Raw genomic sequence first — 14,482 nt, 5'->3', positions numbered from 1 at the left:
CCCGACCATGACGGGCTCGTGCCCTGGGCCCGGATCAGCCGTCGCGTCGGATGGTCCGCATCCTGCCGTAGGAGTACACGGCTCCCGCCAGCGCCAGGTCGGAGAGCAGCATGAATCCGATCGAGTACGAGTCCTTCGCGCTGTAGATCGCGCCCATGACCAGCGGCGGCACGAATCCGCCGAGCCCGCCCATGGCGCCGACGATGCCGGTCACACTGCCCACCTTGGCCTGCGGGGTCACCTGCGAGACGAGGGCGAAGACACTGCCGCTCGCGGTGCCCAGGCCCGCGGCCATGCAGAGCAGTGCGATGGTGCCGATCGGATCCAGCCCCGGGTCGAAGGCCTGGACGATGGCCATCAGCGCCGCCAGCAGCAGTGCCCCGGCCGTGACCAGGGCGGGGTGGACCCGGTCCGACAGCCAGCCGCCGATCGGCCGGAAGACGACGGTGACCAGCGCGAACCCGGCCGCCTTGGTGCCCGCCTCGGTGGGCGACATCTCGTACCAGGTCTTCAGATACGTCGGCAGGTACACGCCGAAGGCGACGATGCCGCCGAACCCGATCGCGTAGAGCGCGGACAGCTCCCAGGTCACCCGCAGCCGGCCCGCCTGGCCCAGCCGGTGACCCAGGGAGTCCGTGGGGATCGTGCGTCCGGGGTGGTCGGTGATCAGGACCGCCGCGAGAAGCGAGTAGACCAGGAGCGCCCCGGCGACGATCCAGAACGGCAGGTTCTCGCTGTGCTTGGCGATCCGGGGCGTGAAGTAGCCGGACAGCGCGACGCCGCCCATGCCCATGCCGAACACACCGAGCGCGAGGCCCCGTTTCGCGGGCGGGAACCACGAGTTGACCAGCGGGATACCGATCGCGAACGTCGTGCCGCCGAGGCCGAGCAGGAAGCCGACGGCGAGCATCGCCCCGTAGGAGTCCTTCGCGGGGATGAGCAGCAGCACCGGGACGATCGTCAGGGCCGAGACGACGGGGAACATCAGCCGGGCGCCGAACCTGTCGGTCAGGGCGCCCGCCGGGATGCGGCCGAGCGAGCCCACCAGCACGGGGACCGCCACCAGGAGCGACTGCTGGAAGGAGCTCAGTCCGAGCCGCTCCTTGAAGTCACCCGACAAGGGCGAGATCAGGTTCCATGCCCAGAAGGTGAGGGTGAACCCGATCGTCGCCATGATCAGGTTCCGGTAGGCGGCGGCGGATTGCTTCCGGTCCGGGGCGGGGGCCTGCTGGGCGGTTGTGTCCACCCCGCAAGTCAAGGGTGGCGGGCACCGCGGGGCACGGTGGGCTGGGCCATCCGGGTAGGCCGTCGGACGGCAGGCGCCCCATGGGCGGAGTGCCTCCGCGGTACCCCCGGGCGGGCCGCTCGACCGCCGTTTCCCGCCCCGGGCTGCGACAATCCCGTTATGGACCGGTTGGACAGAGAGATCCTCGGGATTCTCCAGGAGGACGCCCGGATCTCGTACCGCGATCTCGGCGTACGCGTGGGGCTCAGCGCCAACGCAGCGGGTGACCGTGTGCGCCGCATGCGCCGTGACGGGGTGATCCGCGGCTTCACGGTCATCGTCGACCCGGCCGCCGACACCCGTTCGGGCCTCGTCGTCTTCATCGACGTCTCGCTGCGCCTCGACACGACGAACGAGGAGTTCGAACGCTCGGTGCTCACCCTGCCCGGCATCACCGAGGTGGTGCACGTGACGGGTGGCCACGACTACCTCGTACGCGCCACGGCGGCGGATCCCGGTTCCCTGGACACGCTGTTGCGCCGGCTGAAGAAGGACGCGGGCGTCGCGCACTCCAACACCCGCATCGCGCTCAGAGCGGCGCCTGCCAGGTGACCGTCGGCGACCGGGTGCCGTCCTCGGCGTGCCCGTCGTCCGCGACCACGAGCCGCACCGCCGCACGCCCGTCGGGCAGCCGCGCCGTCGCGTCCACCTCCACCTCGACGGCCGACACCCCCTCCCGCCGGTGCGCGGCCGCGAGCGCACCGCGCAGCACGTCGAGCAGCTCGCCGTCCACCGGCTGTGCCACCAGGGAGTCCACGGCGCCGGTGAACTGCACGGACGGCTGGAAGCCGAGCACGGCCGCCGCGCCCCCCGTCTCGCGCAGGACCCGGCCGCGGAAGGTCGTGGGGGCCTCGGCTGGCGGCTGCTGCAGCGCGAAGATCGCGGTCCTGACCTCCTGGATGGTGGAGTCCAGCTCGTCCACCGCCTTCGCGAGCAGTTCGGCGGTCCCGGTGTCGCCCGCCAGGTCCTTGCGCCGGGTCGACTCCAGCATCATCTCCGTCGCGAACAGCCGCTGTACGACGAGGTCGTGCAGGTCACGGGCGATCCGGTCCCGGTCCTCGTAGACCGCGAGCTGCTCCCGGTACTGCTGCGCGTCGGCCATCACCAGGGCCAGTGCCGCCTGGGAGGCGAACTGGGACGCGAGCAGCCTGTCCGTCGCCGTGTACGGGGCCTCGCCGCGCCGCCGGGGCAGGGCGAGCGTGCCGATGAGCCTGCCCCCGCTCTGGAGGGGCAGCATCATGCTGGGGCCGAACCGCGACCGTACCGGGGTCGTCATCCGTTCGTCCGTCGCTGAGTCCTCGATGAGGACGTCCTCGCCGCCCAGCAGCTGGACCAGGACGGGGGAGCCCGGTGCGATGGCGGTGCCGACGAGGCCGGCCGGATCGTCGGGGGTGGAGGCGGCGACGATCTCCATCCCGCCGTCGGGGGTCGGCTGGAGGATCACCCCGGCCGCCGCACCGGCCAGCACCCTGGCCCGCTCGGCGACGGTCGTCAGGGCGTCCGTCGTGCCCGCACCGGTCAGCAGCGCCCGGGTGATGGCCGCCGCCCCCTCGATCCAGTGCTCCCGCTGCCGCGCCGCCTCGTACAGATGGGCGCCGCCGATCGCCGCGGCGGCCTGGGAGGCGAGGAGCCGCAGCAGCGCAAGCTCCGTGTCGGTGAAGCGCCCCGGCTCCTCCGCGGTGAGGCAGAGGCTGCCGAGCACTTCGGTGTGCACCCGGACCGGTGCTCCCAGGAAGGAGCGCATGGGGAGGGGCGGGGCCTCCACGCCGTACGGATGACGGCCGTGCGCCAGATCGTCGACGCGCACCGCCTGCGCGTCGTCGACGAGGGTGCCCAGGAATCCCGTACGGCCGTCCAGGAGCGGTCGGGCGGCGCGCCGCTCACCGTCGGACATGCCGGTGGTGAAGAGGTCGGTGACATGGCGTTCCGCCCCGTCGAGGAGGGCCAGGGCGCCGTAGCGCGCCCCGGCCAGCGCCGTGGCGGTGTCCACGATGTGCTGCAGGGTGGTCCGCAGGTCGAGACCCGTCCCGGCCACCGGGGAGCCCCGCGGCACTCAGCCGGCGAGCGGGGCGAGGACCAGCGGCTGGACCGTGCCGTCCAGCATCGCGCCGAGGCCCAGCACCGAGCACACGTCGGGCCGCTCGGCGATGTGCACCGGTACGCCCGTCGCGTCGCGCAGCATCTGGTCGAGCCCCGGCAGCAGAGCGCTGCCGCCGACCATCATGATCCCGGAGTCCGCGATGTCGGCCACCAGGTCCGGCGGGCATTCCCGCAGCACCTTGCCGAGTCCGTCGAGCACCGCGGTCAGCGGGGTGTGGATCGCCTGGCGCACGGCGGCGGTGTCGACCTGTACGGAACGGGCCAGACCCGTGGCCACGTCACGGCCGTGGATCTCCGTCACCGCGGGGCCGTTGAGCGTCAGACCGTTGCCCCGGAGGGCCAGTTGCAGAGGGCGCACGGACTGGCTGGGCAGCATCAGCTCGTGGTGCTGGCGCAGGTGCTGGATGACCGCGTGGTCGATGGCCTCGCCGCCGATGGGGATGCGTACGGCCGTCACGATCGAGCCGAGCGAGAGCACGGCGATCTGGGTGGTGGCCGCCCCGCACACCATGATCATGGTGGCGGTCGGCTGCTCCACCGGCAGCCCGCAGCCGACGGCCGCGGCGATGAGGGTGTCGACCAGCTCCACCCGCCGCGCGCCGAGCCCCACGAGGGTTTCGACGGTCGCCCGCTGGGCCAGCGGATCGGCGTCGTGCGGGGTGCAGGCGGCGGCCCGCAGCCGGGGCTTCCGGCGGAGCTGGCGGCGGAGCTTCTCGCCGAGCAGATGACGCAGCATGCGCTGCGCCATGTCGATGTCGACGACGGTTCCGCCGGAGACCGGGCGGGCCACCCGGATGTACGCGGGCGTACGGCCGGTCATCTGTTCGGCGAGCGCGCCGACGGCGATGAGCGAGCCGGTGCGCGTGTTCACGGCGGCGACACTGGGCTCGTCGACGACGAGCCCCACTCCCTTGATGTACACACGGGTCCTCGCGGCCCCGAGATCGACGGCGACATGGCAACGGCGCAACTGTTCGAGACTGACGGTCACGGCAGGGTCTCCCGAGAGCGCTGACGGGGGTACCGGCGGCAGCCGGCTCTCCTGGCATCGTCGCGCCGGGGAGGGAGGGGCGCGCGCTGGGTGAGCCGTAGGGGGGACCCCGAGCTGACGGCGCGACAGATCTCAGGCGCCGCCGGGAAGCAGCCGCTGGAACAGCCCCCAGGTGAACTCGGCGACGCGGGGCCGGCCGCCCGCCGGGTCGGTGAAGCCCAGCGCCCAGCGGGTCGGTGCGCTGCCCTCCATGGGCCGGGCCGGGGCGAAGGCCCTGGCCACCTCGTCCACGGTGCAGGACCACGGGCTCAGGTCGGCGGCCGTACGCAGTTCGAGGCGCGCCGCGCCCGGGGCGCGCACCAGCCATTCGTTCCACACGGCACCGCCGGGACCCGCCATCACCTCGAACCGCAGGTCCGGCCAGAGCGGCAGCCGCCACAGCAGGGCGTCGCACTCCAGGTCGCCGACCCGGCGGCGTACGGACGACTCGGGCTCCCCCAGGACCGAGCGGTAGCGGCGCAGCGCGCCCCGGCCCCGCGGCGCGCGCGACATGGCCTGCCAGCGGCGGTTCGCCTCCCGCATCTCGGCGAGGGAGGCGCTCAGTTCGTGCCGGGCGTCCTCGACGAGGTCCGGCTGGTGGTCGGCCATCCGGCGCAGCAGGACGAGCTGGAACTGAAGCGGCCCGAACGGGGCGGGAGCGGTCATGGAACCCATCCTGCCGCGTACCGCGGGGACCGGGCGGCGCGCCCGGAGTCCCGCATTCCACACAGGATCCTCACCTGCGCGCCTTCCTGTGCCCTTCCTCGCGCGTCTAGTCTGCGGGCGCCATGGATTACTGCCACCCGTGCCAACGGCACCTCAACGGGGCGCTGGCCTGCGCCGGTTGCGGGACCCCCGCCGACGCGCTGGCCCCCTATGCCCTCGCGGACCACTCCGGCCGTGACGCGGAGCCCGCCGCCCGGGCCCCGGAAACGTCCGGGGCCTCCGGTCACCGCCGCCGTGCCCGGGGCGCCGCCGGGAGGCGCGGCCGCCGTACGCACAGGCGGCGGGGCCGCGCGCTGCTGCTGACGGCGGCGGGTGTGGTGCTGGCGCTCGGGGCGCTGAGCCTGGCCGAGCTGGCCATGGAGCCCGGGGGAGACAGCGGTGCGGCGGACTACGTGAGCGAGGCCACGTCCGCCGCCACCGAGCCCGTGCCGACCGCCCCGTCGAGCACGGAGCCCGAGGGCCCCGGACCGGTGGACGCCCCCACCGTCGTGCCGGTCACCGACGCGCACTCCGCGACCGCGACGGACGGCCCGGCCCGCACGACGGCGCCCGCGGCGCCGCAGCCGCCGGCCGCCCCGGCGGACACCCCGCCGCCCGCGCCCACGTCCGCGCCCGCGGAGCCGGACGACACCGATCCGCCGGCCGGGCCCACCGGCTCCGGGAGGCCGACCGCGGACCCGACGTCCCCGGAGCCCTCGGACGACCCCGCCCCCGCCCCCACCCCGTCGCCCTCCGAGACCTGCGAGTGGTGGATCTTCTGCTTCTGAGGGTGTAACCCTCCGGCGCCCAGGCCCCCTGGCCCAGCCTCCTCGTCCTCAGCCCTCGTCCTCGCCGAGCATCCGGCGGAGCAGGTCGCGCAGGACCGTCCGCTCCGCCTCCGACAGCTCCGCGAGCGGCTCCCGGGCGAAGTCCAGCGCGTCCCGCAGCTGCCGGGCCGTCCGGATGCCCTCCTCGGTCGGGGCGGCGAGCTTCACCCGCCGGTCGGCCGGGTCCGGGCGGCGTTCCACCAGGCCGCGGAGCTCCAGCCGGTCGACTATCCCGGTGATGTTGGACGGTTCGCACTTCAGTTTCCGGGCAACCTTGCGCATGGGCATCGGCTCCAGTGAGAGCAGCCCGAGGACCCTGGCCTGCGCGCCGGTCAGTGCGTGCGTGGCCGCGGCCCGGTCGTACTCCTCGTGGTAGCGCGCCACGACTCCGCCGATGAGCTGGATGACGTCGAGGGTGAGCGGGTCCGCGCGAGGAGTGGCCATGACACCCAGCGTACCGAATTACTTGACAAGGTGAAATATCTCGACGCATGGTTGTTTCATGTCCTGAAGCTTCTGGCTTCGCCCCCGGCACGACATCGAGGAGACCCGAGCCCATGTCCGCACTTCCCACGTCCAGCCGCGAATGGCACCTCGTAGCCCGCCCGCACGGCTGGCCCGAGGCCACGGATTTCGCGCTGCGCGAGGCGCCGGTGACCGCTCCCGGTGAGGGCCGCGTCCTCGTCCGCAACCTCCACTTCTCGGTCGACCCCTACATGCGCGGCCGGATGAACGACGTGAAGTCCTACACCCCGCCCTTCAAGCTCGACCACCCCATGGACGGCGGCGCGGTCGGCGAGGTCGTCGCGTCGAACGCCGAGGGCTTCGCCGTGGGCGACCACGTCCTGCACGGCCTCGGCTGGCGTGAGTACGCCGACGTGCCCGCCAAGCACGCGGTCAAGGTCGACGGCTCGATCGCCCCGCTCTCCGCCTACCTCGGCGTGCTCGGCATGCCCGGGCTCACGGCCTACGCCGGCCTCTTCGAGGTCGCCTCCTTCAAGGAGGGCGACGCCGTCTTCGTCTCCGGCGCGGCCGGTGCGGTCGGCAGCCAGGTCGGCCAGATGGCGAAGATCAAGGGTGCCTCCAGGGTCATCGGCTCGGCCGGCTCCGACGAGAAGGTCAAGCTCCTCGTCGAGGAGTACGGCTTCGACGCGGCCTTCAACTACAAGAACGGCCCCGTCCGGGAGCAGCTCGCCGAGGCCGCCCCCGACGGCATCGACGTCTACTTCGACAACGTGGGCGGTGACCACCTGGAGGCCGCGATCTCCTCGCTCAACGTCCACGGCCGCGCCACCATCTGCGGGATGATCGCCCAGTACAACGCCACCGAGCCCACCCCGGGCCCGCGCAACCTCGCCCTCGTCATCGGCAAGCGGCTGCGCCTGCAGGGCATCCTGGTCGGCGATCACGCCGCGCTCCAGCCGCAGTTCGTCAAGGACGTCGCGGGCTGGCTGGCCTCCGGCGAGCTCAAGTTCCGCGAGACGAAGGTCGAGGGCATCGAGAACGGCTACGACGCCTTCGTCGGCCTGCTGCGCGGCGAGAACACCGGCAAGATGATCGTCTCGCTGGACGCCTGACCGGTCCCCGGCCCACGTCGGGACCACCGGCCCCACACCGATACGGCCACACGGCCACGGCTGCGCGCATGCAGCCGTGGCCGGACGTCTGCCGGGCGCGTGCGGCAGGCGCCGCCGTGCCGGAGGCGGCCGCAGCAGCCGGCGGGGCGCGTAGTCCGGCCCGGTCATGCCCGCCCGTCGCGGTCCGAGGAAGGCCACACGTACGGCACGTCGGGCGGCACGTCCGGGAACAGCGGGCCGTAGTACTCCGGATCCTTGCGCACCAGCGCGGAGCGATGGCTGCGGTGGAACGCCTCGTCGCCGAGCCACGGGGGCAGTTCGGCCGCAGAGGCCAGCTCCGCGGCCGGCCGGACGGGCGTGCGCCCGAGTGACGTGGTGAGGTCCTCGCGGAGCGTCGCCGCGCAGGTGTCCGCCCTGCCCCCGGCGGTCCACGCGGCGCACACGTCCAGGCCGTAGCGCACGAGGGCCTCCTCGTACCCCGTCCACATGCGGACCGCCGGGTGGTGCCGCCAGCCGTAGCCGGGGACGGTGAGCCCTCGCAGGACCTGGACCGCCTCGACCCGCTGCTTGCCCAGCCGCCGCGGGTCCAGCGCGAGGGCGCTGCGCCGGAAATCGGCGTACGGCAGGAAAGTCTGCATGGTTCCTGCCTACCGGAGTTTCGTATGACGGGCGATCGGAGTGTCCAGGGAGTCCACCCGATAGGCTCGGCCCAGGCCGTCGCGGTCGTGGGCGCGAGTCGCGGCGCATCAGCAGGAGGAATCACCGGTATGACCATCCAGCACATAGACGTGGCCTACACCGCCGTCGCCACCGCCGAGAACGGCCGTGACGGCCGTGTCTCCACCGACGACGGCAACCTCGACGTCGTCGTCAACCCGCCGAAGGCGATGGGCGGCAGCGGTGCGGGCACCAACCCCGAGCAGCTCTTCGCGGCGGGCTACAGCGCCTGCTTCCAGGGCGCGCTCGGTGTGGTCGCCCGTCAGGAGAAGGCCGACATCTCCGGTTCGACGGTGACCGCGTCGGTCTCCATCGGCAAGACCGAGGCGGGCGGCTTCGGCCTGGAGGTCGCGATCAGCGCCTCCATCCCGAACGTCGACGCCGCCACCGCCCAGGCGCTGATCGAGAAGGCGCACCAGGTGTGCCCGTACTCGAACGCCACCCGGGGCAACATCAAGGTCGAGCTGTCCGTCGGCTGACCCGAGCCTGATCACGTACGTCCGAGGGCCGCATCCCGTCACACGGGGTGCGGCCCTCGGTCGTGCCCGGCCACCGGTACGCGCGAAAGGGCGCGCAAGGGCATTGACGGCCACGGAGGTGGAACTCTACGGTCCCGTTCGAGGTTACGAGCAGCATTCGAAATATCGAACGAGTAAGGAAGCCATGACCCGTACCGCGCGCTTCACCCTCGACCCCGCCTTCACCGTCGGGGACGTCGATCCCCGGCTCTTCGGGTCCTTCGTCGAGCACCTCGGCCGCTGCGTCTACGACGGCATCTTCGAGCCGGGCCACCCGGCGGCGGACGAGGCCGGACTGCGCACCGACGTCCTGGATCTCGTCCGCGAACTCGGCGTCACAGCCATCCGCTACCCGGGCGGCAACTTCGTCTCCGGCTACCGCTGGGAGGACAGCGTCGGCCCCGCCGACGAGCGCCCCCGCCGTCTCGACCTCGCCTGGCGGTCCACCGAGACGAATCGTTTCGGCCTGTCCGAGTACATCGACTTCCTCCGGAAGGTCGGTCCGCAGGCCGAACCGATGCTCGCGGTCAACCTCGGTACCCGCGGCGTCCAGGAGGCCATCCAGCTCCAGGAGTACGCCAACCACCCGTCCGGCACCGAACTCTCGGACCTCCGCGTCGGCCACGGCGACAAGGACCCCTTCGGGATCAGGCTGTGGTGCCTGGGCAACGAGATGGACGGCCCCTGGCAGACCGGCCACAAGACCGCCGAGGAGTACGGGCGGCTCGCGGCCGAGACGGCCCGCGCGATGCGCCAGATCGACCCGTCCGTCCAGCTCGTCGCCTGCGGGTCCTCCAGCCGCGCCATGCCGACCTTCGCCGCCTGGGAGGCGACGGTCCTGGCCGAGACCTACGACCTCGTCGACTACGTCTCGCTGCACGCCTACTACGAGGAGACCGACGGCGACCGCGACTCCTTCCTGGCCTCGGCCGTCGACATGGAGTCCTTCATCGAGAGCGTCGTCGCGACCTGTGACCACGTGGGGGCGCGCCTCAAGTCCGCCAAGAGGATCAACCTCTCCTTCGACGAGTGGAACGTCTGGTACCAGAAGCGCTTCCAGCAGGAGACGGAGGAGAACCCGCTCGACTGGCCCGAGGCGCCCCGGCTGCTGGAGGACAACTACACCGTCACCGACGCCGTCGTCTTCGGCAGCCTGCTCATCGCCCTGCTGCGCCACGCCGACCGGGTGACCGTCGCCTGCCTCGCCCAGCTGGTCAACGTCATCGCGCCGATCATGACCGAGCCAGGCGGGCCCGCCTGGCGGCAGACCACCTTCTTCCCCTTCGCCCAGGCCGCGCGGTACGGCAGGGGCCAGGTCCTGGACGTACGGGTGGACTCGCCGACGCACGGGACGGCGAAGTACGGTGAGACGGACCTGCTGCACGCCACGGCCGTGCGGGACCCGGAGACGGGCGCCGTCACGGTCTTCGCCGTCAACCGCAGCCAGGACGCGGCGCTGCCGCTCGAAGTCGCCCTGGCGGGGCTGGACCTGGGCCGGGTGGCCGAGCACCGGGTCGTCGCGGACGCCGACCCCGAGGCCCGCAACACCCTGGCCGAGCCCGAGCGGGTCGTGCCGCACGCGGCCGAGGGCACCGAGCTGGCCGGCGGGACGCTCAAGGCCGTGCTGGAGCCGCTGTCCTGGAACATGATCCGGCTGGTCTGACACACGTACGGCGCCCTCCCCACGACCGGGGGGAGGGCGCCGTACGTCTGCCGGGAGAGCCTGTTCAGCGTGCCGAGAAGGCGTGCACCGTCGTGGAGCGGAAGGTGTCGCCCGGACGCAGCACCGTCGACGGGAACGACGGCTGGTTGGGGGAGTCCGGGAAGTGCTGGGACTCCAGGCAGAACGCGTCGCCCTGGCGGTAGACCCGTCCCGAGGTGCCGGTCAGGGTGCCGTCGAGGAAGTTCCCCGTGTAGACCTGCATGCCGGGCTCCGTCGTGTACATCTTCATCACCCGGCCGGAGCCGGGGTCCGTCACGGTCAGCGCGTACTCCGGGCGGGCCGTGATCCCCTTGTCCAGCACGTAGTTGTGGTCGATCCCCTTCCCGAAGCCGACCTGCTCGTGCGGGGTGCGGACGGCTTCCCCGACGGCCCGGGACCGCCGGAAGTCGAACGGCGTACGTGCCACCGTGGCCAGCTCGCCCGTCGGGATGAGCGTGGCGCCGACCGGGGTGTAGCGCGCCGCCGCCAGCTCCAGCAGATGCCCGTCGACGCTGCCGCTGCCCTCGCCCGCCAGGTTGAAGTAGGTGTGGCTGGTGAGGTTGAGGACGGTGGCCCGGTCCGTGGTCGCCGTGTAGTCGATACGCCACTCGCCCCGGGAGGTGAGGGTGTAGACCACCCGGACCGCGAGGGCGCCCGGATAGCCGGCCTCGCCGTCCGGGCTGGTCCGGGTCAGGACCAGGCCGACGTCCCCGCGCCCGGTGAACGGCTCCACCTGCCAGACCCGCTTGTCGAAGCCCTGGTCGCCGCCGTGCAGGCTGTTGGGACCGTCGTTGACGGGCAGCTGGTGCGTGGCGCCGTCGAGGGTGAAGCGCCCTTCGGCGATGCGGTTGCCGTACCGCCCGATCAGACCGCCGAAGTACGGGGACTTGGCCACGTAGTCCGGCAGGTTGTCGAAGCCGAGCGAGACGTTCGCCGCCCGGCCCCTGCGGTCGGGGGTCTCCAGGGACTGGACGACGCCGCCCCAGGAGAGGACCTTCAGCCGGGTCCCGCCGTTGGCGAGGGTCCAGCGGTGCACCTTGGTCCCGTCGGCGAGTGTGCCGAAGAGCTCCCTGGACGGGGTGCGACCGGAGGCCGCGGCGTGCGCGGACGGGACGCCCGCCGTCGCGGCCAGCCCGGCGGCGGCCGTGGCCGCCAGGACGGTGCGTCTGCTGGTTCCGGTGGTGAAGGCCATGAACAACTCCTGTCGCGAGAAGGGGTGTTACGAACCGACCTTGCGCTTGTTCCAGACGTCGAAGCCGACGGCGGCCAGCAGCACCGCACCCTTGATGACCTGCTGCCAGTCGGTGCCGATGCCGACGAGGTTCATACCGTTGTTCAGCACGCCCAGGACCAGGCCGCCGATGATCGCGCCGAGGACCGTGCCGACGCCGCCGCTCATCGACGCGCCGCCGATGAACGAGGCCGCGATGGCCTCGAGCTCGAAGTTGAGGCCCGCCTTGGGCGAGGCCGCGTTGAAGCGGGCGGCGAAGACCAGGCCCGCCAGGGCCGCGAGCATGCCCATGTTCAGGAAGACCAGGAAGGTGACCTTCTTGTCCTTCACACCCGACAGCTTGGCCGCGGGCAGGTTGCCGCCGATGGCGTAGATGTGGCGGCCGATGATCGCGTTGCGCATCAGGTAGCCGAATCCGACGACCAGCACACCGAGGATGAGCAGCACGACCGGGGCGCCCTTGTAGCTGGCGAGGAGCATCGTGACGGTGAGGACGGCCGCGACCAGGGCGACCAGCTTCAGCAGGAACAGCTTGACCGGCGGCACGTCGAGGGCGAACTCCTGCTGCCGCTTGCGGTCGCGGACCTCCTGGAGCACCACGAAGGCGATCAGGGCGAAGCCCAGCAGCAGGGTGAGGTTGTGGTAGTTGGTGGTGGGGCCGACCTCGGGAAGGAAGCCGTTGGCTATCTCCTGCAGGTCCTTCGGGAAGGGGCCGAGGGTCTGGCCCTTCAGGAAGATCTCCGTCAGACCGCGGAAGAGCAGCATGCCCGCCAGGGTCACGATGAACGACGGTATGCCGAGATAGGCGATGAAGAAGCCCTGCACCGAGCCCGCGACGGCGCCGATGGCCAGGCACAGCACCACGGCGAGCGGCCAGGGCAGATCGTGTTCGACCATCAGCACGGCGGCCATCGCGCCGATGAACGCGGTCAGCGAGCCGACCGAGAGGTCGATGTGGCCCGCGATGATGACGAGCATCATGCCGATCGCGAGGATCAGGATGTAGCTGTTCTGCAGCACCAGGTTGGAGACGTTGCGCGGAAGCAGCAGGTCGCCGTCCGTCCACACCGCGAACAGCACCACGATCAGGCCGAGGGCCATCAGCATGCCGTACTGGCGCATGTTGCGGCGCATGCCGCCGAGCATCAGCTGGAGCAGGCCCTCGCCGGAGGCCGGTCCGCCCTTGCCGGCCGGCGCGGGGGCCGGGGTCCTGTCGGTCACGTCCGTGCTCATCGGTTTACCTCTTTGTCCTTCGTCATCTGACGCATCAGTGCTTCCTGCGAGGCCTCGGCCCGCGAGAACTCACCCGTCAGCCGTCCCGCGGCCATGGTGTAGATGCGGTCGCACATACCGAGCAGCTCCGGCAGCTCGGAGGAAATGAAGACGACCGCCTTGCCCTGGGCGGCCAGTTGGTCGATGACCGTGTAGATCTCGTACTTGGCGCCGACGTCGATGCCGCGCGTGGGCTCGTCCAGGATCAGCACCTCGGGGCCCGCGAAGATCCACTTGCTGAGGACGACCTTCTGCTGGTTGCCGCCGGACAGCTTGCCCACCGGCTCGAAGACGGTCGGCGCCTTGATGTTCATCGACTTGCGGAAGCCCTCGGCGACCTGCCGCTCCCCGTGCTCGTCGACCAGCCCCCGCTTGGAGACCTTGCCCAGGGCGGTCAGCGAGATGTTCCGGTTGATGGTGTCGATGAGGTTGAGGCCGTAGTGCTTGCGGTCCTCGGTGGCGTACGCGATGCCGTGCTTCACCGCCTCGGGGACGGTCTTCGTACGGATCTCGGCGCCGTCCCTGAGGACGGTGCCGCCCGCGTACCGGCCGTAGGAGCGTCCGAAGACGCTCATGGCCAGCTCGGTGCGGCCGGCGCCCATGAGGCCGGCGATACCGACGATCTCGCCGCGCCGCACCTCGATCGACACGTCGTCGACGACCTTGCGCTGCTGGTCGATCGGGTGGTGCACCGTCCAGTTGCGGATCTCCAGGGCGGGCGCGGCCCCCTCCTCCGGGTGGTGCGGGGTCCGGTCCGGGAAGCGGTTCTCCAGATCGCGGCCGACCATCCCGCTGATGATCCGGTCCTCGGTCGTCTCCGTGGCCTTGACGTCGAGCGTCTCGATGGAGCGCCCGTCGCGGATGATCGTGACCGAGTCGGCGACCCGGCGGATCTCGTTCAGCTTGTGCGAGATGATGATCGAGGTCATGCCCTGGTCCTTCAGCTGAAGGATCAGATCGAGGAGTTTGCCGCTGTCCTCGTCGTTGAGCGCCGCCGTCGGCTCGTCGAGGATGAGCAGTTTCACCTTCTTCGACAGTGCCTTGGCGATCTCCACCAGCTGCTGCTTGCCCACGCCGATGTCGGCGACACGGGTCTCCGGGTGCTCGTCGAGGCCGACCCGGCGGAGCAGTTCCCCGGCGTGCCTGAGGGTGTCGTTCCAGTTGATCAGTCCGCGCTTGGCGTGCTCGTTGCCGAGGAAGATGTTCTCGGCGATGGAGAGGTACGGCACCAGCGCCAGCTCCTGGTGGATGATCACGATGCCGTGCTGTTCGCTCGCCCGGATGTCCTTGAACCGGCAGGTCTCGCTCTCGAAGAGGACGTCCCCTTCGTAGCTGCCGTGCGGATGGACGCCGGAGAGCACCTTCATCAGGGTCGACTTGCCGGCGCCGTTCTCTCCGCAGATGGCGTGGACCTCGCCCTGACGGACGGTCAGAGTGACGTCCGACAGCGCTTTCACACCGGGAAAGGTCTTGACGATCGAGCGCATTTCCAGGACGGGTCCCGCCATGGTCTTGCCT

14 protein-coding genes are annotated in these 14,482 nt (G+C 71.4%); 5 read left to right on the top strand and 9 right to left on the bottom strand.

All coding sequences use genetic code 11. The features are described 5' to 3' along the window. Window positions 1-34: 34 nt before the first annotated feature. A complete protein-coding gene (locus ACFUNE_RS00425; RefSeq protein ID WP_383560575.1) occupies window positions 35-1,246 on the bottom strand; it encodes a nitrate/nitrite transporter in 1,212 nt (403 codons plus the stop codon). 159 nt (window positions 1,247-1,405) lie between these two features. Between ACFUNE_RS00425 and ACFUNE_RS00420 the strand changes: the two genes are divergently transcribed. Beyond that, a complete protein-coding gene (locus ACFUNE_RS00420; RefSeq protein ID WP_014156425.1) occupies window positions 1,406-1,837 on the top strand; it encodes an Lrp/AsnC family transcriptional regulator in 432 nt (143 codons plus the stop codon). Here ACFUNE_RS00420 and ACFUNE_RS00415 read toward each other — a convergent pair. The 3 genes from ACFUNE_RS00415 to ACFUNE_RS00405 form a co-directional block, all read right to left on the bottom strand. Further along, entirely contained in the window at window positions 1,815-3,320 is a 1,506-nt protein-coding gene (locus ACFUNE_RS00415) for a GAF domain-containing protein (RefSeq protein WP_383560572.1), read from the bottom strand. The genes ACFUNE_RS00420 and ACFUNE_RS00415 overlap by 23 nt on opposite strands. Before the next feature lie 18 nt (window positions 3,321-3,338). Further along, a complete protein-coding gene (locus ACFUNE_RS00410) occupies window positions 3,339-4,376 on the bottom strand; it encodes a rod shape-determining protein (protein ID WP_383560569.1) in 1,038 nt (345 codons plus the stop codon). Between the two features lie 132 nt (window positions 4,377-4,508). Beyond that, window positions 4,509-5,081, bottom strand: coding sequence for a hypothetical protein (locus ACFUNE_RS00405; protein ID WP_383560567.1), 573 nt, complete (start codon window positions 5,079-5,081; stop codon window positions 4,509-4,511). A 122-nt stretch (window positions 5,082-5,203) separates the two neighbouring features. Here ACFUNE_RS00405 and ACFUNE_RS00400 point away from each other — a divergent pair, with 122 nt between their 5' ends. After that, entirely contained in the window at window positions 5,204-5,908 is a 705-nt protein-coding gene (locus ACFUNE_RS00400) for a hypothetical protein (protein WP_383560565.1), read from the top strand. Between the two features lie 48 nt (window positions 5,909-5,956). Here the strand turns inward: ACFUNE_RS00400 and ACFUNE_RS00395 are convergent, their stop codons facing one another. After that, the gene (locus ACFUNE_RS00395; RefSeq protein WP_383560563.1) at window positions 5,957-6,391 is read right to left on the bottom strand and encodes a MarR family winged helix-turn-helix transcriptional regulator; all 435 of its coding nucleotides are present in this window, start codon (window positions 6,389-6,391) and stop codon (window positions 5,957-5,959) included. Window positions 6,392-6,504: 113 nt separating this feature from the next. On the opposite strand from ACFUNE_RS00395, the gene ACFUNE_RS00390 reads away from it, so the two are divergent. Next, window positions 6,505-7,524 carry an NADP-dependent oxidoreductase gene (locus ACFUNE_RS00390; protein WP_383560561.1) on the top strand — a complete coding sequence of 340 codons (1,020 nt, stop codon included), beginning with the start codon at window positions 6,505-6,507 and terminating at the stop codon, window positions 7,522-7,524. 164 nt (window positions 7,525-7,688) lie between these two features. Here ACFUNE_RS00390 and ACFUNE_RS00385 read toward each other — a convergent pair whose 3' ends face one another. After that, window positions 7,689-8,162 carry an MSMEG_6728 family protein gene (locus ACFUNE_RS00385; protein ID WP_383560558.1) on the bottom strand — a complete coding sequence of 158 codons (474 nt, stop codon included), beginning with the start codon at window positions 8,160-8,162 and terminating at the stop codon, window positions 7,689-7,691. A 129-nt stretch (window positions 8,163-8,291) separates the two neighbouring features. On the opposite strand from ACFUNE_RS00385, the gene ACFUNE_RS00380 reads away from it, so the two are divergent. Beyond that, window positions 8,292-8,720 (top strand): organic hydroperoxide resistance protein, encoded by a 429-nt coding sequence (locus ACFUNE_RS00380; protein ID WP_383560555.1) that lies wholly within the window; start codon window positions 8,292-8,294, stop codon window positions 8,718-8,720. 184 nt (window positions 8,721-8,904) lie between these two features. Further along, a complete protein-coding gene (locus ACFUNE_RS00375) occupies window positions 8,905-10,422 on the top strand; it encodes an alpha-N-arabinofuranosidase (protein WP_383560552.1) in 1,518 nt (505 codons plus the stop codon). A gap of 64 nt (window positions 10,423-10,486) precedes the next feature. On the opposite strand, the gene ACFUNE_RS00370 is transcribed toward ACFUNE_RS00375, so the two are convergent. From ACFUNE_RS00370 to mmsA, 3 genes are read right to left on the bottom strand one after another with little or no spacing between them, the layout of a single operon-like run. Continuing rightward, complete coding sequence (locus ACFUNE_RS00370; RefSeq protein ID WP_383560549.1) at window positions 10,487-11,653, bottom strand: aldose epimerase family protein; 1,167 nt, start codon at window positions 11,651-11,653, stop codon at window positions 10,487-10,489. Between the two features lie 27 nt (window positions 11,654-11,680). Next, a complete protein-coding gene (gene mmsB / locus ACFUNE_RS00365) occupies window positions 11,681-12,925 on the bottom strand; it encodes a multiple monosaccharide ABC transporter permease (RefSeq protein WP_383560547.1) in 1,245 nt (414 codons plus the stop codon). Continuing rightward, window positions 12,922-14,472, bottom strand: coding sequence for a multiple monosaccharide ABC transporter ATP-binding protein (gene mmsA, locus ACFUNE_RS00360; RefSeq protein WP_383560544.1), 1,551 nt, complete (start codon window positions 14,470-14,472; stop codon window positions 12,922-12,924). The genes mmsB and mmsA overlap by 4 nt, the downstream gene beginning before the upstream one ends. Between the last annotated feature and the right edge of the window lie 10 nt (window positions 14,473-14,482).

The sequence above is a fragment of the Streptomyces sp. NPDC057287 genome (genome assembly GCF_042667905.1).
Lineage (GTDB): Bacteria > Actinomycetota > Actinomycetes > Streptomycetales > Streptomycetaceae > Streptomyces.
The sequence above is the reverse complement of the archived record's forward strand: the minus strand, read 5'-3'. Positions and strand labels throughout refer to the sequence as shown.

Coding starts and splice junctions, on each gene's coding strand:
- ACFUNE_RS00400 (WP_383560565.1), top strand. CDS start 5,204: ATGGATTACTGCCACCCGTGCCAACGGCACCTCAACGGGGCGCTGGCC.
- mmsB (WP_383560547.1), bottom strand. CDS start 12,925: ATGAGCACGGACGTGACCGACAGGACCCCGGCCCCCGCGCCGGCCGGC.
- mmsA (WP_383560544.1), bottom strand. CDS start 14,472: ATGGCGGGACCCGTCCTGGAAATGCGCTCGATCGTCAAGACCTTTCCC.
- ACFUNE_RS00370 (WP_383560549.1), bottom strand. CDS start 11,653: ATGGCCTTCACCACCGGAACCAGCAGACGCACCGTCCTGGCGGCCACG.
- ACFUNE_RS00395 (WP_383560563.1), bottom strand. CDS start 6,391: ATGGCCACTCCTCGCGCGGACCCGCTCACCCTCGACGTCATCCAGCTC.
- ACFUNE_RS00390 (WP_383560561.1), top strand. CDS start 6,505: ATGTCCGCACTTCCCACGTCCAGCCGCGAATGGCACCTCGTAGCCCGC.
- ACFUNE_RS00420 (WP_014156425.1), top strand. CDS start 1,406: ATGGACCGGTTGGACAGAGAGATCCTCGGGATTCTCCAGGAGGACGCC.
- ACFUNE_RS00380 (WP_383560555.1), top strand. CDS start 8,292: ATGACCATCCAGCACATAGACGTGGCCTACACCGCCGTCGCCACCGCC.
- ACFUNE_RS00375 (WP_383560552.1), top strand. CDS start 8,905: ATGACCCGTACCGCGCGCTTCACCCTCGACCCCGCCTTCACCGTCGGG.
- ACFUNE_RS00385 (WP_383560558.1), bottom strand. CDS start 8,162: ATGCAGACTTTCCTGCCGTACGCCGATTTCCGGCGCAGCGCCCTCGCG.
- ACFUNE_RS00405 (WP_383560567.1), bottom strand. CDS start 5,081: ATGACCGCTCCCGCCCCGTTCGGGCCGCTTCAGTTCCAGCTCGTCCTG.